Annotated in this window: 17 protein-coding genes; 11 read left to right on the top strand and 6 right to left on the bottom strand. The window is 73.5% G+C overall.

Annotated features, from left to right (window positions below; all coding sequences use genetic code 11):
- Positions 1-17: 17 nt before the first annotated feature.
- From ACQP04_RS00780 to ACQP04_RS00760, 5 genes are all read left to right on the top strand, one after another.
- Positions 18-584: a bacterial proteasome activator family protein gene (locus tag ACQP04_RS00780; protein ID WP_433505177.1), complete on the top strand. Its 567-nt coding sequence runs from the start codon at positions 18-20 to the stop codon at positions 582-584.
- Between the two features lie 75 nt (positions 585-659).
- A complete protein-coding gene (wzm, locus tag ACQP04_RS00775) occupies positions 660-1,532 on the top strand; it encodes a galactan export ABC transporter permease subunit Wzm/RfbD (RefSeq protein ID WP_433505176.1) in 873 nt (290 codons plus the stop codon).
- Position 1,533: 1 nt separating this feature from the next.
- Positions 1,534-2,340 carry a galactan export ABC transporter ATP-binding subunit Wzt/RfbE gene (gene wzt, locus ACQP04_RS00770; RefSeq protein ID WP_433505175.1) on the top strand — a complete coding sequence of 269 codons (807 nt, stop codon included), beginning with the start codon at positions 1,534-1,536 and terminating at the stop codon, positions 2,338-2,340.
- Positions 2,337-3,260 carry a galactofuranosyltransferase GlfT1 gene (gene glfT1, locus ACQP04_RS00765; protein ID WP_433505174.1) on the top strand — a complete coding sequence of 308 codons (924 nt, stop codon included), beginning with the start codon at positions 2,337-2,339 and terminating at the stop codon, positions 3,258-3,260. Before wzt ends, glfT1 begins: the two co-directional genes overlap by 4 nt.
- Before the next feature lie 35 nt (positions 3,261-3,295).
- Entirely contained in the window at positions 3,296-3,724 is a 429-nt protein-coding gene (locus ACQP04_RS00760) for a GtrA family protein (RefSeq protein ID WP_037042292.1), read from the top strand.
- A 15-nt stretch (positions 3,725-3,739) separates the two neighbouring features.
- On the opposite strand, the gene ACQP04_RS00755 is transcribed toward ACQP04_RS00760, so the two are convergent.
- Both ACQP04_RS00755 and ACQP04_RS00750 read right to left on the bottom strand, forming a co-directional pair.
- Complete coding sequence (locus ACQP04_RS00755; protein ID WP_433505173.1) at positions 3,740-4,333, bottom strand: DUF1707 domain-containing protein; 594 nt, start codon at positions 4,331-4,333, stop codon at positions 3,740-3,742.
- The gene (locus ACQP04_RS00750; RefSeq protein ID WP_433505172.1) at positions 4,330-6,054 is read right to left on the bottom strand and encodes a hypothetical protein; all 1,725 of its coding nucleotides are present in this window, start codon (positions 6,052-6,054) and stop codon (positions 4,330-4,332) included. The genes ACQP04_RS00755 and ACQP04_RS00750 overlap by 4 nt, the downstream gene beginning before the upstream one ends.
- Positions 6,055-6,139: 85 nt before the next feature.
- On the opposite strand from ACQP04_RS00750, the gene ACQP04_RS00745 reads away from it, so the two are divergent.
- From ACQP04_RS00745 to ACQP04_RS00735, 3 genes are read left to right on the top strand one after another with little or no spacing between them, the layout of a single operon-like run.
- A complete protein-coding gene (locus ACQP04_RS00745) occupies positions 6,140-7,504 on the top strand; it encodes an FAD-binding protein (protein WP_433505171.1) in 1,365 nt (454 codons plus the stop codon).
- Entirely contained in the window at positions 7,504-8,259 is a 756-nt protein-coding gene (locus tag ACQP04_RS00740; RefSeq protein WP_433505170.1) for a decaprenylphospho-beta-D-erythro-pentofuranosid-2-ulose 2-reductase, read from the top strand. Before ACQP04_RS00745 ends, ACQP04_RS00740 begins: the two co-directional genes overlap by 1 nt.
- A gap of 21 nt (positions 8,260-8,280) precedes the next feature.
- Positions 8,281-8,934 carry a nitroreductase family protein gene (locus ACQP04_RS00735; RefSeq protein WP_433505169.1) on the top strand — a complete coding sequence of 218 codons (654 nt, stop codon included), beginning with the start codon at positions 8,281-8,283 and terminating at the stop codon, positions 8,932-8,934.
- Positions 8,935-8,973: 39 nt separating this feature from the next.
- Here the strand turns inward: ACQP04_RS00735 and ACQP04_RS00730 are convergent, their stop codons facing one another.
- Both ACQP04_RS00730 and ACQP04_RS00725 read right to left on the bottom strand, forming a co-directional pair.
- Positions 8,974-9,633 (bottom strand): class I SAM-dependent methyltransferase, encoded by a 660-nt coding sequence (locus ACQP04_RS00730; RefSeq protein ID WP_433505168.1) that lies wholly within the window; start codon positions 9,631-9,633, stop codon positions 8,974-8,976.
- A gap of 64 nt (positions 9,634-9,697) precedes the next feature.
- Positions 9,698-11,797: an acyltransferase family protein gene (locus ACQP04_RS00725; RefSeq protein WP_433505167.1), complete on the bottom strand. Its 2,100-nt coding sequence runs from the start codon at positions 11,795-11,797 to the stop codon at positions 9,698-9,700.
- 205 nt (positions 11,798-12,002) lie between these two features.
- Between ACQP04_RS00725 and ACQP04_RS00720 the strand changes: the two genes are divergently transcribed.
- Positions 12,003-15,194 carry an arabinosyltransferase domain-containing protein gene (locus ACQP04_RS00720; protein WP_433505166.1) on the top strand — a complete coding sequence of 1,064 codons (3,192 nt, stop codon included), beginning with the start codon at positions 12,003-12,005 and terminating at the stop codon, positions 15,192-15,194.
- A gap of 4 nt (positions 15,195-15,198) precedes the next feature.
- On the opposite strand, the gene ACQP04_RS00715 is transcribed toward ACQP04_RS00720, so the two are convergent.
- Entirely contained in the window at positions 15,199-16,860 is a 1,662-nt protein-coding gene (locus tag ACQP04_RS00715; RefSeq protein WP_433505165.1) for a hypothetical protein, read from the bottom strand.
- A 244-nt stretch (positions 16,861-17,104) separates the two neighbouring features.
- Between ACQP04_RS00715 and ACQP04_RS00710 the strand changes: the two genes are divergently transcribed.
- Both ACQP04_RS00710 and ACQP04_RS00705 read left to right on the top strand, forming a co-directional pair.
- Positions 17,105-20,050: an arabinosyltransferase domain-containing protein gene (locus tag ACQP04_RS00710; RefSeq protein WP_433505164.1), complete on the top strand. Its 2,946-nt coding sequence runs from the start codon at positions 17,105-17,107 to the stop codon at positions 20,048-20,050.
- A 119-nt stretch (positions 20,051-20,169) separates the two neighbouring features.
- A complete protein-coding gene (locus ACQP04_RS00705; RefSeq protein WP_433505163.1) occupies positions 20,170-22,116 on the top strand; it encodes a glycosyltransferase in 1,947 nt (648 codons plus the stop codon).
- 46 nt (positions 22,117-22,162) lie between these two features.
- Here ACQP04_RS00705 and ACQP04_RS00700 read toward each other — a convergent pair whose 3' ends face one another.
- Positions 22,163-24,133, bottom strand: coding sequence for a glycosyltransferase (locus ACQP04_RS00700; RefSeq protein ID WP_433505162.1), 1,971 nt, complete (start codon positions 24,131-24,133; stop codon positions 22,163-22,165).
- Between the last annotated feature and the right edge of the window lie 638 nt (positions 24,134-24,771).

Raw genomic sequence — 24,771 nt, 5'->3', positions numbered from 1 at the left:
GCGGGCATGATGGGGACATGACGGCACCAGAGGACAACGACGGACAGCAGCAGGTCATGGTGATCGGGCCCGACGGGCGCCCGGTCGGCATGGCCAGCGTGCCGCAGTCGGAGATCCGCCAGGCCGACGGCGACGACGGCGAGCAGGGTGGTATCGGCAGCATGGTCGAACAGCCGGCCAAGGTGATGCGGATCGGCACCATGATCAAGCAGCTGCTCGAGGAGGTGCGCGCCGCACCGCTCGACGAGGCCTCCCGTGCCCGGCTCCGCGAGATCCACGAGAACTCGATCAAGGAACTCGAGGAGGGCCTCGCCCCCGAGCTCCGCGAGGAGCTGCACCGCCTCTCCCTGCCGTTCACCGACGACGTGACCCCGAGCGAAGGTGAGTTGCGTATCGCCCAGGCCCAGCTGGTGGGCTGGTTGGAGGGTCTCTTCCACGGCATCCAGACGGCACTGTTCGCCCAGCAGATGGCTGCGCGGGCGCAGTTGGAGCAGATGCGCCGCGGGCTCCCCCCGGGCATCGGCGGCCAGATTCCGGGCCAGGTGCCGGAGGGCGGCGGGCGCGGCACCGGGCAGTACCTGTAGAGCGTCGTCCGTGCAGGTCGCGCCCGGTGGACCACCGCTCGCGGCCGGACGCTCACCCGTCGGTACCCTCGTCGGGTGGCCGTGACCGTGGACGACAGCACCGCCGGGCGGGCGCGCCCGGTGATCGCCGACGCGCCCGGCTCGCGGAGCTGGGCGCGCGCGTTCGGCGACCTGCGCCAGGGCTGGCAGCAGCGGGCCCTCTGGGGGCACCTGGGCTGGCAGGACATCAAGCAGCGCTACCGGCGGTCCGTCCTCGGCCCGCTGTGGATCAGCATCAGCATGGGCGTGATCGCCCTCGGCCTGGGGCTGCTGTACTCGCTGCTGTTCCAGGTGCCGCTGGCGGAGTTCCTGCCACACGTGGCCGTGGGGCTGCTTATCTGGAACTTCGTGTCCGGCTGCATCCTCGAGGGCAGCGAGGTCTTCATCGCCAACGAGGGGCTGATCAAGTTCCTCCCGGCGCCGCTGTCCCTGCACGTCTACCGGCTGGTCTGGCGGCAGACGCTGTTCTTCCTGCACAACATGGTCATCTGGGTGATCCTGATGATCGTCTTCCCGCACCCGCTGGGCTGGTCGCTGCTGCTGGCGATCCCCGCGTTCGCGCTGCTGGCGATCAACGGCGGGTGGATCGCGATCCTGTCGGGCATCCTCGCCACGCGGTTCCGGGACATCCCGCCGATCATCGCGAGCGTCGTCCAGCTGGTCTTCTACCTCACGCCGATCGTCTGGTCGGTCGACATCCTCGGCGACAACCCGGCGGTGCAGGAGCGCGCCCGGCTCGTCGAGCTCAACCCGGTCTTCCACTTCCTGGAGATCCTGCGCCGGCCGCTGCTGGGCCAGGAGACCGTGTGGCGGTACTGGTACGTGGTCCTGGCGATCACGGTGGTGGGCTGGGCCGTCGGCCTGGTCTGCATGCGCAACTACCGGGCCCGCGTGGCGTACTGGGTGTGAGATGAACGAGCCGAGCATCGACCTCGACGCCGCCTGCGTCGACTTCCCCATCTTCGACGCCAAGACGCGGTCGCTGAAGAAGTCCGTCCTCGGCCGTGCGGGCGGCCGGATCGGCACCGAGGCGAAGGTGCCGATCATCGAGGCGCTGCGGGACATCACGATCGCCCTGCGCAAGGGCGACCGGGTCGCGCTCGTCGGCCACAACGGCGCCGGCAAGTCCACGTTGCTGCGGCTGATGTCCGGCATCTACGAGCCCACCCGGGGCCGGGCGGCCGTGCGCGGCAAGGTCGCGCCCATCTTCGACCTCGCCGTCGGGATGGACCCGGAGATCTCCGGACTCGAGAACATCATCATCCGCGGGCTCTTCCTCGGGATGACCCGCAAGGAGATGGAGTCCCGGGTCGACGACATCGCCGAGTTCACCGAGCTCGGCGACTACCTGTCGATGCCGCTGCGCACCTACTCGACGGGCATGCGGGTGCGGCTCGCGCTCGGCGTCGTGACCAGCATCGATCCCGAGATCCTGCTTCTCGACGAGGGCATCGGCGCGGTCGACGCGGAGTTCCTCGCCAAGGCCCGCGACCGGCTGAACGAGCTGGTCGAGCGGTCCGGCATCCTCGTGTTCGCCTCGCACTCGGACGAGTTCCTCGCCGACCTCTGCGACACCGCGATCTGGATGGAGCACGGCACGATGCGCGAGTTCGGGCCGCTGCGCGAGGTGTTGCACCACTACAAGGGGCGGGACGTCCTCGCCGACCACCCCGTCCACGGCCTGCCGCGCCAGGCCCACGAGGACGCCGCCTCGTGAGCGAGCCGCTCCCCCCGGGGTCGGTCGTCGCCGTCGTCGTCACGCGGCACCGCAGCGAGCTGCTGGTCGACTCGCTGGCCGCGCTGGCCAAGCAGACGCACCCGATCGCGCACCTCGTCGTCGTCGACAACGGCCCGGACCGGCCCGCGCGCGAGGTCGTCGAGGCCTGTGGACTGCCGGCCACCTGGCTGCCCTCCTGGCACAACCTCGGCGGCGCCGGCGGGTTCGCCCTCGGCATCCTGCACGCCCTCGCGATGGGGGCGGACTGGGTCTGGCTGGGCGACGACGACGGGCACGCCGGCGACGAGTCCGCCCTGGCCACCCTCCTCGACCTCGCCGAGCGGCGCGGGCTCGCCGCCGTCTCGCCGGTCGTCGCGGACAAGGCGGAGCCGGACCGGCTGGCGTTCCCGCTGCGCCGCGGCCTGACCTGGCACCGCACCCGCCCCGCGCTGCTCGCCGCCGACCCGGAGGGCGACCAGGAGCTGCTGCCCGGCATCGCGTCCTTCTTCAACGGGGCCCTGTTCCGGGCGTCGACGCTCGACGTCGTGGGCGTGCCGGACCTGCGGCTGTTCGTCCGCGGCGACGAGGTCGAGACCCACCGCCGGATGCTGCGCTCCGGGCTGCCCTTCGGCACCGCCCTGCAGGCCACCTACCTGCACCCGCAGGGCGGCGAGGAGTTCAAGCCGATGCTCGGCGGGCGGCTGCACGCGCAGGACCCCGAGGACCCGACCAAGCGCTACTACACGTACCGCAACCGCGGGTTCCTCATGAGCCAGCCGGGGATGCGCCGGATCGGGCTGCTGGAGCTGCCCCGGTTCGCCTGGTACTTCCTCGTCACGAAGAAGGACCCGCGCGGGTTCCGGGACTGGCTGCGGCTGCTCAACCAGGGGCGCGCCGAGCGCTTCCACCGCGCCCCCTGAGCGGCGGCCACCGGGTGCGTCGCTACCCTCGACGCGTGACCGCGACCGAGCCCGAGGCGACTCCCGCCCCCGCCGGCCACGGGCTCGTCGGCCAGCTGATCCGGTTCGCGGTGGTCGGCGTGCTGTCGGCGGCCGTCGACTTCGGGATCTACCACCTGCTGCTGGCCCTCGACGCGCCCACCTGGCTCGCCCGCGCGATCAGCTTCATCTGCGGCACCACCACCGCCTACCTGCTGAACAAGCGGTTCACCTTCGGCGACGCCGCGGGCGGCCGCGGCCGGCTCGCCGGGTTCGTGCTGCTCTACGCCACGACCTTCGGCATCGCCGTCGGTGTGAACGCGCTGGCGCTGTACCTGCTGCCCGAGGTCGCGTTCAAGGCCTCGATCGCCTGGGTGATCTCGCAGGGCACCGCCACCGCGATCAACTTCGTGATGCTGCGGACCGTGGTGTTCCGGGCCCGCTGAGGCACGGGCGCGAGGCTAGAAGGCGAGGCCGCCCAGGCGGTAGCGCTGCCGTACGGTCACCGAGCCCATGCCGGCGCGGCCGTAGACGCGGAAGTGCGGAGCGCCCCGGCGGGCCGCGGCCGGCACCTTGCTGCGGACCGTGCCCATTCCGGCGACCAGGCCGTCGACGTCCGCGGTGGCGCCGTCCGGCACCAGCAGGCGCGCCGAGCCCGCCCCGAGCTCCAGCTCGATCTCGATCACCGGGTGGGTGAGCTCGGCGTCGGTGAAGTCGAGCAGCACCGCGCCCATCGCGCTGTGCACCCGCAGGCGCGCCGGGACGACCCAGCGGCCCGTGCGGCGCAGCGAGCCCATCCCGGTGCGCAGCACCATCGGCGGGCCGACCGGGGTGGAGAGCGCGGTGGGCTGCATGACGTCGAGCGGCTCGCCGGGGAGGTCCGCGAGCGGCGGGACGAGATCGGAGGCGTAGCGCGCCGCGTAGACCACGGCGAGGCGCTCCTCGAGCTCGGCCACGGTGATCCGGCCCTCGCCCAGCGCCGTGTGGAGGCGGGTCGCGGCCCGCTCCCGGTCGGCGTCGGAGATCCTGATCTCCGGGCGGGGTGGAACGGTCACCCGTGCAGGGTAGCGGCCAGCGGGAACGCCCACGCCCCCTCCAGCGGCACACCCTCGGATCCGGTGACGCGGCGGGTCCAGTCGAGGACCGGGGTCGGGTCGTCCCCCGGCCGCGGTGTCACCAGGACCACCGTGACGCCGACCTCGCGCAGGTCGCGGGCCGTTTCGGCGGGATCGGGCGACGCAGCGAGCGTCGGCCACTCCTGCGCGAGGGCCGCACCGGCCTGGTAGCGGTTCCACGGCGACTGCAGGAGCAGCGGATGGTCGGCATCGGCGCCGAGGAAGTAGCCGCCGCTGAGGCGGTAGCCGAAGCCCGACGCGATCTGGGCACGGAGCGGATCCGCGCCGCCGTACCAGTCGCCGGTGATCCGGGGCCAGGTCTCCACCACCTGCCCCGCGAGCTGCGGATGAGCCGGTGCGGCCGCGGAGGTGGTGCGTTGCGCGTCGGCCGGGATCCAGGACATCGCGGCGACGACGGCGACCAGCGCGACGGGCCGCGGGAAGCGGTCGAGCGCGAGACCGGCCAGGACCGCGACGGCCAGCGTGACCACCACCTGCAGGCGGACGGGCTCGACCTCCCCCAGCAACGGCACCTTCACCAGGGCACGCCAGGGCAGCGGGACGCCGGTCGGCTCCCCGGCCACGAACAGCTGCGGCCCGAGCGCGAGGACCCAGGCGACGGCCCCGACCGCGGCGGCGATCCCGGCCGCGGTCCCGCACGTCAGCACGGTCAGCAGGACCAGCAGCAGGACCGCGACCCCGAGGTAGCCGCCCTGCTCCCCCAGATTTCCCTGCATCCCGATCGGCGCGGGCACGGGTCGGATCGCGGTGAGCCAGGTGGGGGCGATCGTGTTCGCGAGGTCGGCGCTGCCGTACTCGGGCGAGCGCAGTGGCGCCCGTGGGCGGGAGGGCCCGGCGAGAACCAGGTACACCGCGTACCCGGCGAGGACGGCGAACACCGCGAGGCACGACGTCGCGGCCCTGACCAGCGCGGAAAGCCGGTCGGCAGCGCGTCCCGGGTAGCGGACGGCGAGGACCACGGCCAGCACGACCAGCATCAGGACGCCGATCGCGAGCGTCTGGGTGTAGAGCCAGGCCTGCGCCGCCAACACGAGCCCGGTGAGGCCGCCGAGCAGCCAGGGCCGGCGGAGGTCGCGCACGAACAGCCGGTGGGCGAGCGCCAGCAGGACCGGCGGCAGCACCGCCCAGACGAGGTTGAGGTGCCCGGCCTGCAGGTGGGCGACCATGAACGGGGAGAAGCCGTAGAGCGCCCCCGCGGTCGCGCGCGCGACCCCGGACCGCACGATCCCGCCGAGCGCGGCCGCGGCGACCACCCCCGACACCACCGGCCCGAGGACCATCCCGACGTTGAACGCCGCCGTGGCGCCCGCGGTGAGGGTGACCGGCGCGAGGAGCACCCCGAGCAGCGGGACGGCCGTGTTCCACAGCGCGTTGACCCCGACCGGGTAGTGCTGCAGGTCCGTGACCAGCGCGTTCGTCCCGGTGGTGAGCGCGTGCGCCGTGTGCGCGAGCCACCAGGTGAAGCCCGTGGCATCGGTGGACGTCCGCCCGATCGCGCTGCCCGCGAAGTCCCCGAGCGCGCGGTGCTGCAGGAGCAGCGAGATCGCGAGGTAGACCAGCCCGGCGACCCCGAGCCACCCCCGCCCACCCCGCTCCGCGCGCGCCGCAGTGCTCGGCGCGGCGAGAGGTGGGGCGGACACGGGCGGCAGGGTGGCACAGGTGGGGGTTCGAACTGCAGACGCCCACGAGTCCGCGTCGTTCACCCCATCGGTAGCCTGGCTCCCGATGACCAGCCCAGCCAGCGAGACCCGGTCCCTCCACGGGTGGGGGCGCACGGCGCCCACCGTGGCCACGGTGATCACGCCCCGGACGCCGGAGGAGGTCGCCGCCGCGGTGAAGGCCGCGGGCCGTCGCGGGATCATCGCCCGCGGCCTCGGCCGGTCCTACGGCGACCCGGCGCAGAACGCCGGCGGCACCGTGCTCGACATGACCGGGCTTGCCCGGATCCACTCGATCGACGCCGACTCGGGCGTCGTCGACCTCGACGCCGGCGTCTCGCTCGACGCGCTCATGCGGCGCGCGCTGCCCTTCGGGCTGTGGGTGCCGGTCCTGCCCGGGACCCGGCAGGTCACCATCGGCGGCGCGATCGGTGCGGATATCCATGGCAAGGCGCACCACGTCGTCGGCTCCTTCGGCAACCACGTCGAGGCGATGACGATCGTGCTGGCGGACGGCTCGATCCGCGAGCTCACGCCGGAGGGTCCGGAGGCCGAGCTCTTCTGGGCCACCGTCGGCGGAATGGGCCTGACCGGCGTGATCGTGCGGGCGCGGCTGAAGCTGCACCACGTCGAGACCGCGTACTTCAAGGTCGACACCGAGCAGATCGACAACCTGGCCGAGCTCATGGCGCGCCAGACGCAGGACGACGAGAAGTACGCCGAGTCGGTCTCCTGGTTCGACGCCGTCACCACCGGCGAGCACTTCGGCCGCGGCCTGCTGACCAGGGCGAACCACGCCACACTCGCGGATCTCACGCCCAAGCAGCGCCGGAACCCGCTGAAGTTCGACGCGCCGCAGCTGCTGACCGTGCCCGACGTCTTCCCGCCCGGGATGCTCAACCGCGTCACCGGCCGGCTGTTCAGCGAGCTCTGGTACCGCAAGTCCCCCACGAAGCTGGGCGCGATCCAGAACATCACGCAGTTCCTGCACCCGCTCGACATCGCGGGCGAGTGGAACCGCGGCTACGGCCCGCACGGCTTCCTGCAGTACCAGTTCGTGGTGCCACTGGGGCGCGGCGACGTGATCCGCACCGTGCTGGAGCGGATGACGGAGGCCGGCCAGGTCTCGGCGCTCAACGTGCTCAAGCGGTTCGGCGAGGGCAACCGGGCGCCGCTGTCCTTCCCCAAGCCCGGCTGGACGCTCTGCGTCGACATCCCGATCGGGCCCGGCCTGGGCGAGCTCTGCGAGGAGCTCGACCGGATCGTGCTCGACGCCGGTGGCCGGCACTACCTGGCCAAGGAGTCACGGACCACGCCGGAGGCGATCCGGCGCGGCTACCCGCGACTCGAGGAGTGGCGCAAGGTGCGCGCCGACGTGGACCCCGCAGGCGTCTTCGCCTCCGACCTCGCACGACGACTGGAGCTCATCTGATGATCGACGCCGTGGGCAACCCGCAGAGCATCCTGCTGCTGGGCGGGACCTCGGAGATCGGGCTCGCCGCGGTCGAGGCCTTCGCCTCGGACCGGCCGATGCGGGTCGTGCTGGCCGCGCGGCCCTCGCAGCGGCTCGCGGACGCGAAGGCCCGGCTCGAGGCCAGGGGCTGCGCCGTCGAGACCGTCGACTTCGACGCCACCGCGCTCGACACCCATACCGCCGTCGTCGACAAGGCGTTCGCCGAGGGCGACGTCGATGTGGCGATCGTGGCCTTCGGCCTGCTCGGGGACAACGAGGAGGCCTGGACGGACGTCGCGAAGGCCGTCGAGCTGGCACAGGTCAACTACACCGCGGCCGTCTCGGTCGGGGTGGCGCTCGGCGACCGGCTGAAGCAGCAGGGCCACGGCTCGCTGGTGGCGCTGTCCTCGGTCGCGGGCGAGCGGGCGCGCCGGTCGAACTTCGTCTACGGCTCCACCAAGGCGGGGCTCGACGCCTTCTACACCGGCCTCACCGAGGCGCTGCGTCCCTTCGGGGTCACGGTGACCGTGGTCCGGCCCGGGTTCGTGCACACCAAGATGACCGAGGGCCTCAAGCCGGCCCCGCTGTCGACCACCCCGGAGGCGGTCGCGGAGGTCATCGTGCAGGCGGTGCGCACCAAGCAGGAGCTGGTGTGGGCGCCCGCCCCGCTGCGCTTCGTGATGTCGGCGCTCCGGCACGTCCCGCGTCCGGTCTTCCGTAGGCTGTCGCTGTAGCAGCGATCTAGAGTCGGGGACATGGCAGAGCTGCTCCCGCTTGACCCCGACCAACTGCTGACCACCACGCGTTCGGTACGTAAGCGCCTGGACCTGGAGCGCCCGGTTCCGCTCGAGGTCATTCGTGAATCGCTCGAGGTCGCGCTCCAGGCCCCGAGCGGAAGCAACAAGCAGGGCTGGCACTGGATCGTGGTGACCGACCCGGCCAAGCGGAAGGTCGTCGCAGAGCACTACGCGCGCTCCTTCGACCTGTACCGCAACTCGGCGGGCTACGCGGCCAACGACTCGTCGGGCGACGCCGGCCGGGCGGCCACGCAGAAGCGCGTCGCGTCGAGCGCGGAGTACCTCGCCGAGGTGATGGCCGAGGTCCCGGTGCTGGTCATCGGCGCGATCGAGACGGGCACGGAGGACCTGCCCGCCGGGAACCAGGCCGGGCTGTGGGGCTCGCTGCTGCCCGCTGCCTGGAGCCTGCAGCTCGCCCTGCGCGCCCGCGGACTCGGCAGCGCCTGGACGACCCTGCACCTCCGGTACGAGAAGGAGGTCGCCGAGGCGCTGAGCATCCCGTCGACCGTCAAGCAGGGTGTGTTGCTGCCCGTCGCCTACACCAAGGGCACCGACTTCAAGCCGGCACCGCGTCAGCCCCTCGACGAGGTGCTGCACGTGGACGGGTGGTGAGCAGGCGGCCCACCAGGTAGCCGGACACCGACTGCTCGATCAGCCCGGGCGCTCGAGGACGAAGACGCTGTTCTCGCCCTCGCCCGGGTCCAGGAAGAGCGAACCGAGCCTCTGCTGGACCCGTGCCGGGAGGGTGCGGAGATCGAGCCAGGTCGGGATCCGGCCGTAGGGACCCCGGCTCAAGCCGTCGGACCCTTCCCGGTGCACGGACAGGCCGGCTTCGGCGAAGAGCCGGAGCCAGTCTGCGTGGTCCCGTCCGGCCGCCCGGGCGCCGGCCTCGAGGTCACCTGCGAGCCGGGCGCCGCGGCCCGCGGCGTCGGGAACCAGGACGACCGCGCGGCCGCCCGGGACCAGCACCCGCCGCCACTCGCGGACATCGGACCGGTCCCGCTCGGGATCGTCGGTTCGGCCGAGGGCGTTCATCGCGACGACACATCGGAAGGATCCGCTGGGGACCTCGGCGAGGGGAAGGACCGGACATCCTGGTGCCTCGGTCCTGACCCGCGCCGCCGTCTCCGGCGACGAGGCCACACCGGAAGCCGGACCGTACTCGGCGAGCCGGCTCAGCAGCCGGCCGTCGCCGGCGACCTCGAGGTAGGGGCCGCGACCCGCGTACCGCAGGACGAGCCGCACGTACCAGCGCAGCGGCGTCCGGTCGCGCTCCCGGTCGACGGACTCCGTCACCTGCTCGGCGTGCACCCGTGCATCGTGGCATCAGGCGACCTGCGTCCAGACCGCCGCCCCCGGGCGCGCAGGTGGTCGGTCAGTGCGCGCGACCCTGGCGCTCCGGTCCGCGCTGGCCGGCGATGTGCGGGGCGGCGTGCGGGCGGGCGTTCTTCACCCGGTGCTTCCCGCGGGCCAGCCGGGCGCCGACGAGCTGCTCGGACAGCTCCCGGGCCAGCCGCGGGTGCGGTGAGCGAAGCTCGGCGTTGCGGGCGTCGAGGAGCCTGCGGATGGGACTCGACTGCTCCGGCAGCGGCGCGACCGCGGGGAAGGCCTGGGTCGGCGGCTCGACGAGCGGCAGCGGCACGACGGTCGGCAGCGCCTGGGTCCTCGGGTCCCGCCGGGCCACGGTGGTGTCGATCGCCGCAGGACGCGGGGCGGGCTCCGGCGCGGGTACGGGAGCGGGGCGCGGGCGGCGGCGCTTGCGCTCCGGCCAGGAGCCGGCGCCGCTCAGCCCGATCGCGACCTCGGGCTCGAGCGGGACGGCGGGCAGGACGGCCGTGGCGGGGTCGCGCCGGGCCGCGTCGGTGTCGATCGGCACACCCAGGGCCGGGCCGTCGACGGCCGGGATGACCGGGAGCGGCGCGGTCCGCGGGGCGGACGGGGTGTCGGGACGGTCAGCGGCGGCCGGCCGCGGGCCGGTCGGGACGGACGGCATGCGGGCCACCTCCGGGTCGGGATCGGGAACGGCGCGGACGCCGGCGGGCGCCGCGGGCTCGGGAACGGGCGTGGCAGGGGGCGCGACGGCACGGGGATCCGGCGCGGTCCGCGCGGGGGGCACGACGGGGACGGGCGCCCCACCGACGCGCACGGAGCCCCGCTCCTCCGCCCGCCGCGGCGCGGGGGCCGCCGGCACCGGCAGGGCGCCGGCGGGGCCGGCCGGGACGAGCCGGGCGAGGGCCGCGGGCAGGTGGTCCCGGACCTCGGCCACGCGCTGTGTGCACAGCGCCGGCATCTCCCTCATCGCGGCGCGCGCCGGCTCCTCCACCCAGCGGTACAGGAGATGCGCCGCGGGCACGGTCGCGAGAAGGACGGCCGCTGCGGCCAGATGAGCCACGGGCGACGAACCGACGAGCCGCGGCTCGTACGCCATCGCCAGCCAGTACACCTCGAACATCGGGATGTGGATCAGGTAGAGCGCGTAGGAGATCCGTCCGCCGTGCACCATCGCCGGCCGCGAGAGCCACCGCGCGACGCCCCGGTCGGCCAGGGCGAGCGCACCGACCAGCACCGGGAACAGCACCAGGACGGCGCCGCCGCGGCCCGGGCCGACGAGCTCGCCGGCGAGCAGCCCGACGGCGATGACCGCCGGCGTGACCGAGGCGACGACCGAGGCCGGGCGGCGGACGCCCGACCGGTGCCGCAGCCGTCGCACCGCCAGGAAGGTCAGGATCCCCGCGCCGAACCCGCACAGGATCCGGACGAGCCAGCTCCACGGGTAGTAGGGGCTGCCGGTGGTCAGGTAGGCCACGGCGATCGGCGTCATCAGCGCGAGCGCGCCACCCCCCAGCACCCCGACGGGCAGGTTGCGCATCCGCTGGAACACCACGGCGACCAGCGGGAACAGCAGGTACGCGAGCCATTCGGCACTGATCGACCAGGTGGCCCCGACCCAGGACGCGCCGTCGAGGTACGGGTCGTCCCACAGCTGCACCATGACCAGCTGCTGCAGCCACTCGCCGGGGCTCAGCACCGGCTGGACCGCCTGGAAGGCGATGTCCGGGTCGCTGCCGTAGACGGCACGGGCCACGAGCCAGATGCCGAACATGTGGAAGACCAGCGCGTACGCGGGCCAGATCCGGCAGGCCCGCGCCCACACGAAGCGGCCGGTCCCGGCGGCGGTGAGCCGCGGGCCGAGCTGCTCCAGGTACGTGTAGGCGATCACGAAGCCGCTGAGCACGAAGAAGAGGTCCACGCCGAGCGCACCCTGCGTGATCAACGGGCCGAGCAGCCCGCTCACCACGGCGACGCCCGGCAGCGCGGTGAAGTGGAAGTGGAACAGCACGACCCACGCGGCGGCGACGGCACGCAGACCGGTCAGGGCGCGGAGCTCGCCGCCTCCGGCGGGGGGCGAACCGGGGGCCGGCCCCGTGCTCGGCATGGCGTCCGACACGGTCGCGTGCTCGGCGGTCGTGGTCACATCGACCACAACGATGCCCCCGAGTAGCCGTCACGGGCGTCCCCCACAGAGCGCCTGAACGGCCTAATGGATTACGCAGAGTGCGCTAACTACATGGATGTAGTTCTGAATGCCCGTACCGGATGACAATTGGACGACAGTGTGCCGCACCACCCCGGAGGACGGGTCGAGCGACCCGCCGGACCGGGAGATAACCTCGGGCGTCGTGCTGACCACCGACACGGTGGACGAGGCACGCCGCAGCTCCCCAACCCGGCGTGACTCCGCTCCCCCACACCACCGTCCCGGTCTGCGACGGCTCGCCGCCGGACTCGGCCTGCTGTCGGCCGTGCTCGCGCTCGCGATCCCGTTCCTGCCCGTGTCGCAGAACACCGCCCAGCTCAGCTGGCCCACGGCCGGCGGGGGCACCGCCCCCGTGTCCGCTCCCCTCGTCGCGCTGCGCCCGGAGAGCTTCGACGCCACCGTCCCCTGCGTCGCCGTCGCCAGCCTCGACGCGCGGAGCCCGCAGGCGGGCACCGTCTTCACCACGACCGCCCCCGGAGCTCCCGACGGCGCCGCGGTGGGTATGCGGGTCAGCGTCGACGCCGGGCGGCTCGCCGTCGACGACCGCGGCGAACGGATCGCGGAGGCCGACCTCGCGGCGGGCGACTGCTCGCTCGTCGTCCACTCCGACTGGGCGAGCACGACGGTCACGGTCGGTGGCCGGCAGCTGGCCGCGTTCGACGACGACCGCCGCCCGCAGGTCGTCGGGATCTGGTCGGACCTGGACCAGGCCCTCGACCCGGTGGCCGGCACCGACATCCGTTTCGCCACGGACAACCGCTTCGACAGCGCCCCCTCCGGGCTGAAGGTCGCGGCCGGGGTGCTCGCCGTCGTCGCCCTGCTCGGCTGCCTGCTGGTGCTGCGCCGGCTCGACGACCGGGACGGGCGCCGTCTCGTCCCCACCGGCCGACTGTCGGGCCGGCTGCGCGGGCACGACTGGTTCCGCGACTCCACGGTCGTCGTGCTGCTGGGCGGCGCGACCGTCTTCGGCAGCATGACGCCCGACGACGGGTACATCCTCAACATCGCCCGCGGCACCTGGACCTCGGGTTACGTCGGCAACTACTACCGCTGGTACCACGTCCCGGAGGCGCCGTTCGGCTGGTTCTACGAGCTGTACTCGAAGTGGATCGAGGTCAGCGACGCGGTCCTGTGGCTGCGGGTCCCCGCCCTCCTCATGGGCGTCGCGTCGTGGTTCCTGATCAGCCGCGCGCTGCTGCCCCGGCTCGGCACCCGGGTGCGGCGCAGCCGGTCCGCGGGGTGGGCCGCGGCCGGCGTGTTCCTCTGCTTCTGGATCCCCTTCGACAACGGCCTTCGCCCCGAGCCGGTCGTGGTGATCGCCGCGCTGCTCTCCCTGGTGCTGCTGGAGCGCGCCCTGGTCACGCAGCGGCTGCTGCCGATCGCCGGCGCGCTCGTCTCCGGCGCCTTCGCCGTGGCCGCCACACCGACCGGGCTGATCGCCTTCGCGCCGCTGCTCGCCGCCGCCCGTCCGCTGCTGCGGCTGCTCGCCAAGCGGGCCCGTAAGGCCGGGTGGCTGGTGGTGCTGCTGCCGCTGCTGGCCGCCGGCGTGATCGTCCTCGTCGCGGTGTTCGACGACCAGACCTGGGCCTCGGTCGCCGAGGCCACCCGGGTGCGCACCGAGATCGGCCCGAACCAGCCCTGGTACCAGGAGCTCTCCCGCTACCAGCTGCTGTTCTCGGACAGCCGGGACGGCTCGCTCATGCGCCGCTTCCCGGTGCTGCTGCTCGTGCTGCTGCTGGGGGTGAGCATCGCGGTGCTGCTGCGGCGCGGCCGGATCCCGGGGGCCGCCCTGGGCGTGTCCCGGCGGCTGATCGGCAGCAGTGTGCTCGCGTTCGTCGTGCTGGCGTTCACCCCGACCAAGTGGACGCACCACTTCGGCGCGTTCGCCGCGCTCGGCGCCGGCATGGCCGCGATCGCCGCGCTGGCCACCGGCACGAGCGTGCTGCGGTCCCGGCGCAACCAGGCGTTGCTCGTGGCGGCGCTGCTCGGCGCGACCGCGCTGGCCTTCGCCGGCCCGAACACCTGGTGGTACGTCTCGAACTGGGGCGTTCCGTGGTTCGACAAGCCGCCGTCGGTGAACGGGATCTCGGCGACCTCGCTGCTGCTGGTCGCCGCGGCACTCGCGCTGGTCTACGCGCTGGCCGAGCACCTGCGCGGGCCCGCGATCCCGCGTCCCCTGCCGGCCGACGGGCGGGGCCCACGACTGAACAACGCCCCGATCGCCGTGATCTGCGCGCTGGTGGTGGTCTTCCAGATCGCGTCGCTGGCCAAGGGCGTGCAGAAGCAGTGGGGCACGTACTCGCTGGCCGCGGACATCGTCCAGGACCCGACCGGCTCGCGGTGCGGACTCGCCGGCCGGGTGCTCGTCGAGACCGACCCGGAGGAGGGCGTGCTCCCGCCGGCGGCCGGGCCGGGCGCCCCGCCGGAGACCGTCGGGTTCGTCCCGGACGGGGTCCCGCCGAGCGGACCCGGCTCGTTCCGCGACTCCGACGGCGCGGGCAACCACGACCCCGCCGTCACCGGCACCGGTCCGCACGGCGGCCGCGTGACCGGCAGCTGGAGCGCCGACCAGCAGACGATCGGCGACTACCGCAGCGGCTGGTACGCCCTGCCGCAGGCCGCCCGGGACGGGTCGGTCCCGCTGGTCCTCGGCATCGCCGGGCAGGTGGGCGGCGGCACGTCGCTGACCCTGGAGTTCGCCCGCGGCGGCCAGGTCGTCGACCGCATCGAACCGGACGGCGCGTCCGGCACCGTCACGGCCACCGCCGACCCGCTCGGGACCGCCTCGGCCGGGCTGGGCTGGCGGGACGTCCGGCTGCCCCTGTCCGGGGCGGCGGCGACCGCGGACGCGGTGCGGGTCGTCGCGTCCGACCGGGCCCTCGGTCAGGACGGCTGGATCGCCGTGACCGAGCCGCGGGTCCCGCAGCTGACCCCGCTCACCTCCGTGACCGCGGGCATGGCCGGCTACACCGACTGGCCGACGGCCTTCCCCAGCCCGTGCCTGCGCCCCTTCGGCGTGCACCGCGGGGTCGCCGAGATGCCGGGCTACCGGATCCTGGCCGACACCCAGCAGCGCGAGGTCGGCGACAACTGGGGCTTCCCCTCGACGGGCGGCCCGCAGGGGTGGATCGACCAGGTGGCCCGGCAGCGGGTGCTGCCGACCTACCTGCAGGGCCAGTGGGACTTCGACTGGGGCCAGCTGCGGATGCTGGAGCCGTGGTCCCCGACGCCGGGCGGACCCGACGCCGAGCGGGGCACCCGCGCCACGTGGGGCTGGCAGAAGGTGGGCGAGATGGGCGAGGCCCCGGCGGACCCGCCGCTCGACCGCCCGTGACGGGTCAGGCGCCGCAGCGGGCCGCGGCCTCGGCCGCGTCCCGCGGGTACCGGTAGGACGTCCGCTCGACCGCCCCGGTGAGGTTCTGCCGGAACCGGTCGGCGGTCAGCGGGTCCCGGTACGAGGCCAGCATCTCGCGGGTCGCGGGGCAGGTCAGCGCGCGACGGGCGTCGTCGACGAAGGCCGGCCCGACGAAGCCGGTGTCGCCGCGCACGCCGGCGTCGGCCAGGAACCACTCCGGCAGCAGGTCCTTGTCGTGCCCGATCCGCCCGCCGGGCACCCCGGTCGCGTGCCCGGCGACCGGGTTGACGAGCCCGACGCCGTCGAGCACCCGGACGTCGAGCGGCGCGAGCTCGCCGGCCACGCCGAGGTTGAGCCACACGAGCGTGCTCCGCGCGGTGTCGGCCGGGTAGACGTACCACTGCCCGCCGCCGACGATCGCGAGCGACGATCCCGACGCCGCGTCGAGCCGCGCGACCCCCTCGCCGACCATCGGGTGCGCCGCGTAGTCCGCGGCGGTGACCGGGTGCGGGTGGTCGAGCAGCAGGACGTAGTAGAGCCGCTCGTTGGCGATCCAGTGCGGGCCGAGGTGCTCGCCGTAGGCCGGGCGCAGCGAGGTCAGGCAGAACGCCGCCCACACCAGGGTGCCGAGCACCGGGACCAGGGCCCAGCGCGTCGCCGGGACCGCCATCACCGGCAGGAGCAGCGAGAACAGCGCGGGCAGCAGCATCCGGCCGTGCATGAAGTCGCCGCCGACCCGGGTGACGTACAGGCCCAGCAGCAGCCCGGCGACGACCGGGGCCAGGGCCACCACGGCCGTCGCGCCGCGGGTGCCGGCGGCCGCCGGGCCGGTCCGGCCGCGCCGGCTCAGCAGCGCGAGCGCGACGAGCGCGACACCGGCGCCGGCGAACCAGAGCTCGTAGGTCTGCAGCAGGTCCAGCAGGTACCAGCCGCCCTGGTCCCAGCGGGAGTCGCTCGCCTCCTTGGCCAGCGCCGTCGACGGGACGAGCAGGCCGTAGTAGCCCATCCGGAAGATCTCGTAGCCGACCGGCACCGCCGCCGCCACGGCGGCGAGCGCGAGCAGCCGGCGCACGCCCCGGTGCCGCTCCAGCACCACGAGCGCGGCCGCGACGACCAGCCCGGCGAGCGCGAGGTCCGGCCGCACCAGCGGCGCCAGCCCGACGACGACGGCGAGGGGCACGGCCGATCCTGCCCGTCCGGTCGCCTCGCCCCGGCGCACCTGCAGCCGCCGGACGAGCAGCCACCAGCTCAGCCCGATCCATCCGGTGATCAGCCCGGTCTCCAGGCCGGAGGTCCCGAAGTCCCAGAACGGCGGCAGCACCAGCACCACCAGCGCGCCGGCCGGCAGGACCAGCCGCGCGCGGTGCAGGCGGCGGGCGGCGTCGACCGCGAACCCCAGCCCGGCCAGGGACAGCAGCAGCCCGAGGACGACGGCGGCCCAGTTGAGCGAGATCCCGGGCACGAGGCCCGGGATCGCGAGGAGGTAGGTCCAGAGGGTGGAGGTGTTGGCCTCCACCCGCTCACCTGCGTTGAAGACGGGCCCGTCCCCGGCCAGCAGGTTGCGCACGGTCCGGAGCACGATCAGGCCGTCGTCGCTGACCCAGCGGCGGTTCCAGATCAGCGCCGCGAACACCCCGAGGAGCACGACCAGGACGGCCGCGTTCCAGAGGCCGGGCCGGGGCCGACGGTCGGTGCGGCCGGGCGGGAGCCCGACCGGGGCGTGGTGGACCGGCGTGACGGTGTCGATCGCCTGCTCCTCATCTCGCGTGCGGTGTCCTCGACGAGCCTTCCCAGGGGCAGGCCGGGACATTCTGGCGGATGGATCACGAATCGCGACCGACGCCGCCCCGGAGCGCGGCGTGTCGCGAACGGGCTGGCACTGTGTCCGCGTGGTCTCCCCCGCGCGCCCCGCCGCCGACGCGACGCGGGAGGGCCCTCCGGTGCCGGTCGCCCCGCCGCGACGGCGGCCGGGGGTCCTCGCCGCCCTGCTCGGGCTCGTCGTGCTGGCGTGCGCGGTCGCCTTCCCGTTCGCGCCGGTCGTGCAGCCCGAGGCGCGGTACGACTGGGGCGGGCCGGGCGCGCTCCCCGCCGCGCTGCCGCTGATGCCCTACCAGCCCGTCTCGCTCACGGCCACGGCCACGTGCGACGCCGCCCGTGCGATCGGTGAGGGCACGCTCCTCGCGACCACCCCGGCCGCGCCGGACCCCCGGGCGATCCCGCTCGACGGCCTGCGGATGGAGGTCGCGGCCGGATCACTCAGAGTGACCACAGCCGGCGTCGAGCTCGAGCCGCTTCCCCTGCCCGCGGGCAGCTGCACCGTCGAGTTCCGCAGCGACACCACGGCCACGACGCTGCTGCTCAACGGCGCGCCGGTCGTCTCCCGCCCCGGCGACCTGCGGCCCGCCGTCGCCGCGGCCCTCACCGACGCCCCCGACACCTCCGGACTGCGGCTGCAGCTCACCGCCGACACCCGCTTCCAGACCTCGATCACCCCGCTCAAGGCCGCGATCGCCGTCGTCGGTGTCCTGGCGCTGGCCGCGATGGCCGTGGTGCTGGCCCGCGGCGAGCGGAGCCGCGCGGTCCGGGTGCTGCCCCGCCGCTGGTGGCGGCCCCGGTTCCCCGACCTCGCCGTGACCGCGGTGCTCGCGGTCTGGTGGGTGTCCGGGCCGGTGACCGTCGACGACGGCTATATCGCCGGGATCGTCCGGGACCGCGGCAGCAGCGCGTTCGTGGGCAACGTCTACCGCTGGCTCAACGCCCCCGAGGCGCCCTTCAGCTGGTTCTACGACCTCTACTACGCCTGGTCGCAGGTCTCGGCGTCGACGGTCTGGCTGCGGCTGCCGTCGATCCTGCTCGGGCTGGTCACGTGGGGTCTGCTGTCCCGCTGCGTGGTGCCCCGGCTGCTGCCGCGGGCCGGCCGCGGCGTCGCCTGGCTCTCCGCGCTCACGTTCCTCGCCTGGTGGCTGCCCTACACGCTCGGCCTGCGCCCGGAGCCCTGGGTCGCCGTCGGGACGGTGCTGGCCGTCGTCGGCGTGGAGCGCGCGATCGCGCTGCGCCGGGTGACCCCGCTGGTCCTGGCCCTTCTCGTCGCGGGCGTGACCACGGCCGTCACGCCAGGCGGGCTGATGGCCTTCGCGCCCGTGGTCGCCGGCCTGGTGCCGGTGCTGCGGACGCTGCGCCGGAGCGGTCTCGGCCCGGTCCCGCTCGTGCTGGTGCTGCTCGCGGGGCCGGCGGCCGCGGTGTTCCTCATGGTGTCCGACCAGAGCCTCGCCGCGATGCTCGAGGCCACCCGGGTCCGGACGCTCATCGGCGGCGGCCAGCCCTGGTACGACGAGTACAACCGCTACGCCCTGCTGCTCACCCAGGACGACATGCAGGGCTCGCTGGGCAAACGCGCGCCGGTGCTGCTTACGCTGCTCGCGGCCGTCGCGGCGCTGTGGGCGGCCGGACGCCGGATCCCGCCGGGCCCGACGCGGCGGATCACCGTGGTGTTCCTGCTCGGGCTCGCCTCGATGACCGCCACTCCGACCAAGTGGACCCAGCACTTCGGCGACCTGGCCGGGATCGGCGCGGCGGTGCTGCTGGTCGGCATCGTGGCCGTCGGGCGGCGGGCCCTGGCCGGCCGGACGACGCCGTGGCTCGCCGGGCTCGGCGCGCTCGCCGTCGTCGGGTCGCTGGTGCTCGCCGCGCAGAACGTGTGGCCCTTCGTCTCCAACTGGTGGGGCCTGACCTGGAGCACGCTCCCGCCGTTCGTCGCGGGCGTCGAGCTCGCGCCCGTCTGGCTGCTGGCTGGGCTCGTCCTGGTCACCGTGGCGCTGCTCGTGCTCGCCTGGCGGCGCTCGGGCGGCGGGACCGTTCGGCCGCCGCGGTGGCTCCCGAGCCCGGCCGCCGTCACGACCGTGCTGCTCACGGCGGTGGTCCTGTTGCAGGTCGGGTCGTTCGCGCGCACCGGCTGGCAGCACCGCGACAGCTACACGCTCCTGTCCGACGCCGCGTCGACCGCCCGCGGCGCTCCGTGCGGGCTGCAGGAGCGGTTGTCCGTCGAGACCGACCCGGCCGCGGGGCTGCTGTCCGCCCTGCCCGGACCGTCGGCGCTCCCACCGGAGCCGGTCGACGCCGGCGGCACCGAGCTGCCGGGGATCCGTGTGCTCGGGACCGGCGACACGGCGTGGTTCGCCCTGGACACCGCCCAGCGGTCGCGCGAGCTCCCGGTCGTCGTGACGGTCGCGGGTGCGCTGCGGCCCGGCGACACCCTCGCCGCCGAGTTCGCGGGCGACGACGGCGAGCCGCTCGAGCGCGCCGCACTGAAGCCCGACGGCGAGATCCCGCAGGACGTCCGGCTGCTCGCTCCCGACGGCGCGACGCGGGTCCGGCTCGTCGTCGACGTCGGGGAGCCGACCGACACCCCCGCCGTCGCGACCCTGCCCCGGGTCCCGCGGCTCACGCCGATGGACGAGGTCCTCCCGGTCGGCACCGAGGCGATCCTCGACTGGCCCGTCGCCTTCGTCTTCCCGTGCCTGACCCCGGCCCCGCTGCCCCTGGGCACCACGGTGCTCCCGCAGTGGCGGGTCGCCCCGCCGCAGCGCGACAACTCGGCCGGCATCACCTACGCGCCGAGCTACGGAGGACCGTTCGCCGCAGCCCGCACGCTCGTGATCGAGCAGCGGATGGCGACCTACCTCGCCGGCGACCCGACCCGCGACGCCGCCCAGGTCTACCGCTGGGTGCCCGCCCAGCCCCTGGCCGTCGCGACACCGCAGGTCACGGAGCGCACGATCGGTGGCTGGGTACACACCGGGCGTACCCGGGTCCCCGGTCTCGATCCCATCGGCTGAGGCGCGCCCGCCCGCCTGCGACGCACGTCATGCCCCACAATGAGTCACCGACCGCCCTCGGCCCGGCTCGCCGGACCGGCTCACACTGAGCAGCCTTCACGAGGAGAAGTCCGGAACAGATGAGCCAGAAGACCCCCGCCGACCTCGCCGTGGCGCCGAACGCAGCCCTGCCGGACGGAACTCCGGCCCCGAGTGCGGAGCTGGGCGACCAGAACGGTCTTCCGACGGCACGCGTCGTACAACGCGGTCTGTTCACCGGGCCGAGCCCTGTCGTGCCGGCAGATCTCTACGCCGAGGTCCTCCGAGGCACGGCCGAGCGCTCGAGACACGAGGTGCGCTTGACCCCGGGCACGGACGTCTCCACGAACACGTACTTCGGCCGCTTCCACGCGACCTATTGGCAGCGCTGGACGCCGGTTCAGGAGATCACGGCCGAATTCGTGGCGACCGGGCGCGGCCAGGTGCGGCTGATGGCCTCGGACACGAACAAGGTCGCACGCACGGTTGCCGTGGCTGAGGTGACCACAGAGTCCCCGACCTCGTTCCGGCTCACCGGCCCCATCGACCGCTTCGTCGACGGCGGGGGCATGTGGCTCGATCTCGCGACGGAAGTCGGCGAACTCACCGTCGCCGCTGTCCGCTGGACGGTGCGGGCCCCTCGACTGCAGCGGCCGACTGCGGCGGTGATCTGTACCTACAACCGCGTCGACGACTGCCTCAACACGCTCGAGGCGATGAGCGACGACGTGGAGGCCCTGGCGGCCCTCGACCATGTCTACGTCGTGGACCAGGGCAGCGACCCGCTGGAGTCACGGGAACGGTTCCAGCAGGTCCGCGCCGGTCTCGATGGCCGCCTGACCTATATCCGGCAGCGCAATCTGGGTGGAGCGGGCGGTTTCACGCGGGGTCTGTTCGAGGCAACGTCCGGGCCGGTCGAGGCGCAGCGCGACGTCCTCCTGATGGACGACGACGTACTTCTCGAACCGGACGTGTTCATCCGCCTGACGGCCTTCGCCGACTGTATGACCACACCGGCGATCGTCGGCGGCCACATGCTCAACCTGCTTCACCCCGCTCACCTGCACATCAGCGCCGAGTACGCCGACCCGGAGCGGCTGCTGGCAGGACAGAAGATGCCCGGTGGCGTGCACGAGGGCTACCTGCTCGGCAGGGACGAGCGACTCCTTCCCAACGTCCTCGATCGACGGGTCGACACGGAATACAACGGCTGGTGGGCGTGCCTGATCCCCGCGACGATCGTCGAGCGCATAGGCCTTCCGCTGCCGGTGTTCTTCCAGTGGGACGACGTGGAGTACGGCTACCGGGCCCGCGCCGCCGGCTTCCCCACGATCTCTCTTCCCGGCGCCGCGATCTGGCATGCGGACTTCGGTTGGAAGGACTGGGACGAGTGGCACCGGTTCTTCAACATCCGCAATGCGTTGATCACGGCAGCCCTGCACACCCGGTTCTCCGTGTCAGTCGTGACGAAGCAGGTCATGACGATGCTCGGCCAGTACCTCGTCGCGATGCAGTACGGACTGTCGGCCACTCTGCTCGAGGCGATCGAGGAGTTCCTCCGAGGTCCGGAGATCCTGAACGACGGCTCGGCCGACTCCGCCGCGCGCATCCGCCGCATCCGTTCGGACTACCCGGAGACCACGAGCCGACCGATTGCCGAGGCGATAGACGACTTCCGCGCCTTCCCTGTCGTTCGGGAACCCGGCCCGCCCAGTCACGAGGCGTTGACCTGGCTCAAGCGGGCCGTCTACCTGCTGGCGGACCGCGGAGCCGCACGGACCGGGATGATCACGGCCGGTGAAGCACACTGGTGGCACGTGTCCACGCTGGGCAAGGCGGTGGTCACCGACATGGCCGAGACCGGCGTGCGAGTGCGAACCCGCGACCGCAAGCGGGCCCTGGACCTCGCCAAGCGGGGGGCAGCGGTGATCTGCAGGCTGCACCGGGAGGGTCCCGGCGTCGCCGAGCGCTACCGCGCCGCGGTGCCGGAGCTGACGAGCCGGGAGAACTGGACCCGGCTGTACGGGCTCGAGGAGAAGGCGGACTGACGCGGGTTCCGGCCGCCCCTCGCCGGGGCGGCCGGAACCCCGCGCCCTACTTGTCGAAGATCTCCTCCGACCAGGCCTGCCGGCTGGTCAGCCAGGCGAGCGCGTCGGTGTAGCGGGTGCGCAGCAGCGGCCATTGCCGGGCGACCTCGCGGTGGAGCTCGAAGGACTCCTTCACCATCCGCTTGAACATCTCCGGGTCGCGGCGGCGGAAGGTGACCCCGCGCCCGTCCGGCGTCGACACCGTGGCGGAGTCGAGCCCGGCCAGCACGAACCACTGGGCCTGCTTCCACGGTACGTTGCGCTGCGGCACCTCGGCGTGCGCCGGGTTCGGCGTCTTGAGGTTGCGCAGCACGCCCTTCGCGAGACCGAGGCCGACCTTCACCTTGCCGACCGGGGGCTCCGGGAACAGCTGGGCGCCCAGGGCGTCGAGGGTCGACAGGGGCACCTCGGTCGCGGACTGCAGCGGGCGGCCGTCGTCGTACTCCGCACGCTCGGCCCGGATCTCGCCGAGCACCACCGGGAGCTTCGCGAACAGCGCCTCCGGTCCCGCGAGGAAGTCCTTGAGTCCCTTGATCTGCAGCGCGACGGCCGAGTACTCCATGAGCATCAGGTGCCGCAGGGTGCGCTTGAACGACTCCTGCAGCAGCGCCTTCGGCGAGTCCGGCCCGTGCAGCGCCGCCGCGACGTACCGGTTGCGGTAGTGGAAGTAGGCCTGCCAGTCGCTGGAGTCGTCCTTCTCGATGAAGGACATGTGCCAGATCGCGATGCCCGGCACGGTCGCCGTGCGGTAGCCGCGGCCCCGGGCGCGCAGGCCGTACTCGGCGTCGTCCCACTTGATGAAGAGCGGCAGCGGCAGGCCCAGGTCCTCGGCGACGGCGCGCGGGATCAGGCACATCCACCAGGCGTTGTAGTCGACGTCGACGCGGCGGTGCAGCCACGGCGTCTGTCGCAGGGTCTGCTCGGCCAGGTCGTGGTGCGGGTGGGTGTCCGGCGCGACCCGCCACATGAACTGGTTCCGGTCGACGACCTCGCCCATGGTCGACAGCTGCGAGCGGGCCTGCAGGGACAACATCTGCCCGCCGACCAGCATCGGTTCCCGCGAGAACCGGGAGAACGCCACGGCCCGCAGGATCGAGTCCGGCTCGAGCAGGATGTCGTCGTCCATGAAGAGGATCTGCTCGCAGTCGGTGGACCCGATCGCCTCGTACATCACCCGCGCGTAGCCGCCGGAGCCGCCGAGGTTGGGCTGGTCGACGATCTGCAGCCGGTCGCCGAGCACGGCGGCGGCCTGCTCGTAGCTGGCCTGCTCGCGGACCTTCTGCGTGCCCTGGTCCGGAAGGATCACCGCAGTGACGGCGGCAAGCACGTCGGGATCCTCGCCGATCGCCGTCAGAGTCGCGACGCAGTCCGCAGGGCGATTGAAGGTCGGCATCCCGATGGTGACCGCGGCGCGGCCGGGCGCCGGGGTGGGCGCGTGCCAGCCGCCGGAGTGCAGGGTGAGCTCGGAGTCCGCCGTGGTGAGGTCGAACCAGTACCAGCCGCCGTCCTCGAACGGGCGCAGGTCCAGGGGGACGTCCAGGTCCTGCTCTCCGGAGACGACCTTGCCGGTGACGTAGATGTGCGAACCGTCCGCCTTCGACCGGTAAACGTCCACGCGGCCCTCACCCTCGAGCGAGAGCTTCAGCCGGATGTCGGTGAGCGCCGACCAGTGCCGCCAGTAGCCCGCCGCGAACCCGTTGAAGTAGGCCCCGAAGGACACCTCGCTCTGCGGCGGCAGCACGGCCGAGGTCCGCGAGGTGACGCGCAACGCCCGCGTGGTGCTCGCCGAGACGGTGAGCGTCATCGGCTTCTCCTGCGACCCCGGCGTCGACTCGGTCGGCGCTAGCGTGGTGCCGGTCCGCTCGTCGACGTAGAGGGCACGGACGGACAGTGGGTCCGCCTGACGCGGAAGGATGATCCGCTGCAGGAGTGTGTCCGTCGCGATGTCCAGGTCGGCCTTCTCAGCGGTGGTCGTCACTCGATCACTCAGTCCTCGGACCTCGGGGGCAGGTACAGCGGAGTCACGCCCCCGGCACCCGGGCGACCGCCTGCGGGAGCGACGCCCGAGCCTATCGACGCGGGCCACCGGGGGCCGCAGCACCCCGACCACCGGCGCGAACACGTGAGTGACCCCGCTCCGGCAGCTGCTACCTGCTGACCGGGCGCAAGTACTACAGCACCGGCATCTCTGTTCGCGGAATGGATCGCGGCGACCGCGATCCTCGACGGGCAGCGCATGTCCGTGGCCGTACCTGCCACCGCAACGGGCGTCCGAAGGCTGGACGACTGGGACGCATCGGGCAGGGCCTCACCGTAGCGCATCACGCTCTTCGAGTCGGTTGCGATCGAGGCCACGCACGTGGGGGCCGTACGAGAGCCCCGGCGCAAGCGCCTCCGCAGCGTCCCACCAGGTCTACCTGCTGGCCGTGATGGCCGGGATCGGGCGCGCGCTCGTGTCCGCCGCCGTGTCGTCGCGCGAAGTCTCGGTCGTTCATCACGGGCCGCGGGGTGCTGCTCGGTGAGGACCCGCTCGTGCAGCAGGTCGTCGGACGGCTGTCGACCGTCACTGGCGGAACGCCCGCACCCTGGCATCCCACAACGCGGCCGTGTTCAAGG

It is taken from the genome of Pseudonocardia halophobica, assembly GCF_050948485.1.
GTDB lineage: Bacteria > Actinomycetota > Actinomycetes > Mycobacteriales > Pseudonocardiaceae > Pseudonocardia > Pseudonocardia halophobica.
Note: the sequence above shows the minus strand (reverse complement) of the source record. Positions and strands in the feature narration are given on the sequence as shown.

Excerpts from the sequence above, each read along its gene's own strand:
- ACQP04_RS00780 (WP_433505177.1), top strand. The coding sequence starts at position 18 with ATGACGGCACCAGAGGACAACGACGGACAGCAGCAGGTCATGGTGATC.
- wzt (WP_433505175.1), top strand. The coding sequence starts at position 1,534 with ATGAACGAGCCGAGCATCGACCTCGACGCCGCCTGCGTCGACTTCCCC.
- ACQP04_RS00745 (WP_433505171.1), top strand. The coding sequence starts at position 6,140 with ATGACCAGCCCAGCCAGCGAGACCCGGTCCCTCCACGGGTGGGGGCGC.
- ACQP04_RS00740 (WP_433505170.1), top strand. The coding sequence starts at position 7,504 with ATGATCGACGCCGTGGGCAACCCGCAGAGCATCCTGCTGCTGGGCGGG.
- ACQP04_RS00735 (WP_433505169.1), top strand. The coding sequence starts at position 8,281 with ATGGCAGAGCTGCTCCCGCTTGACCCCGACCAACTGCTGACCACCACG.
- ACQP04_RS00705 (WP_433505163.1), top strand. The coding sequence starts at position 20,170 with ATGAGCCAGAAGACCCCCGCCGACCTCGCCGTGGCGCCGAACGCAGCC.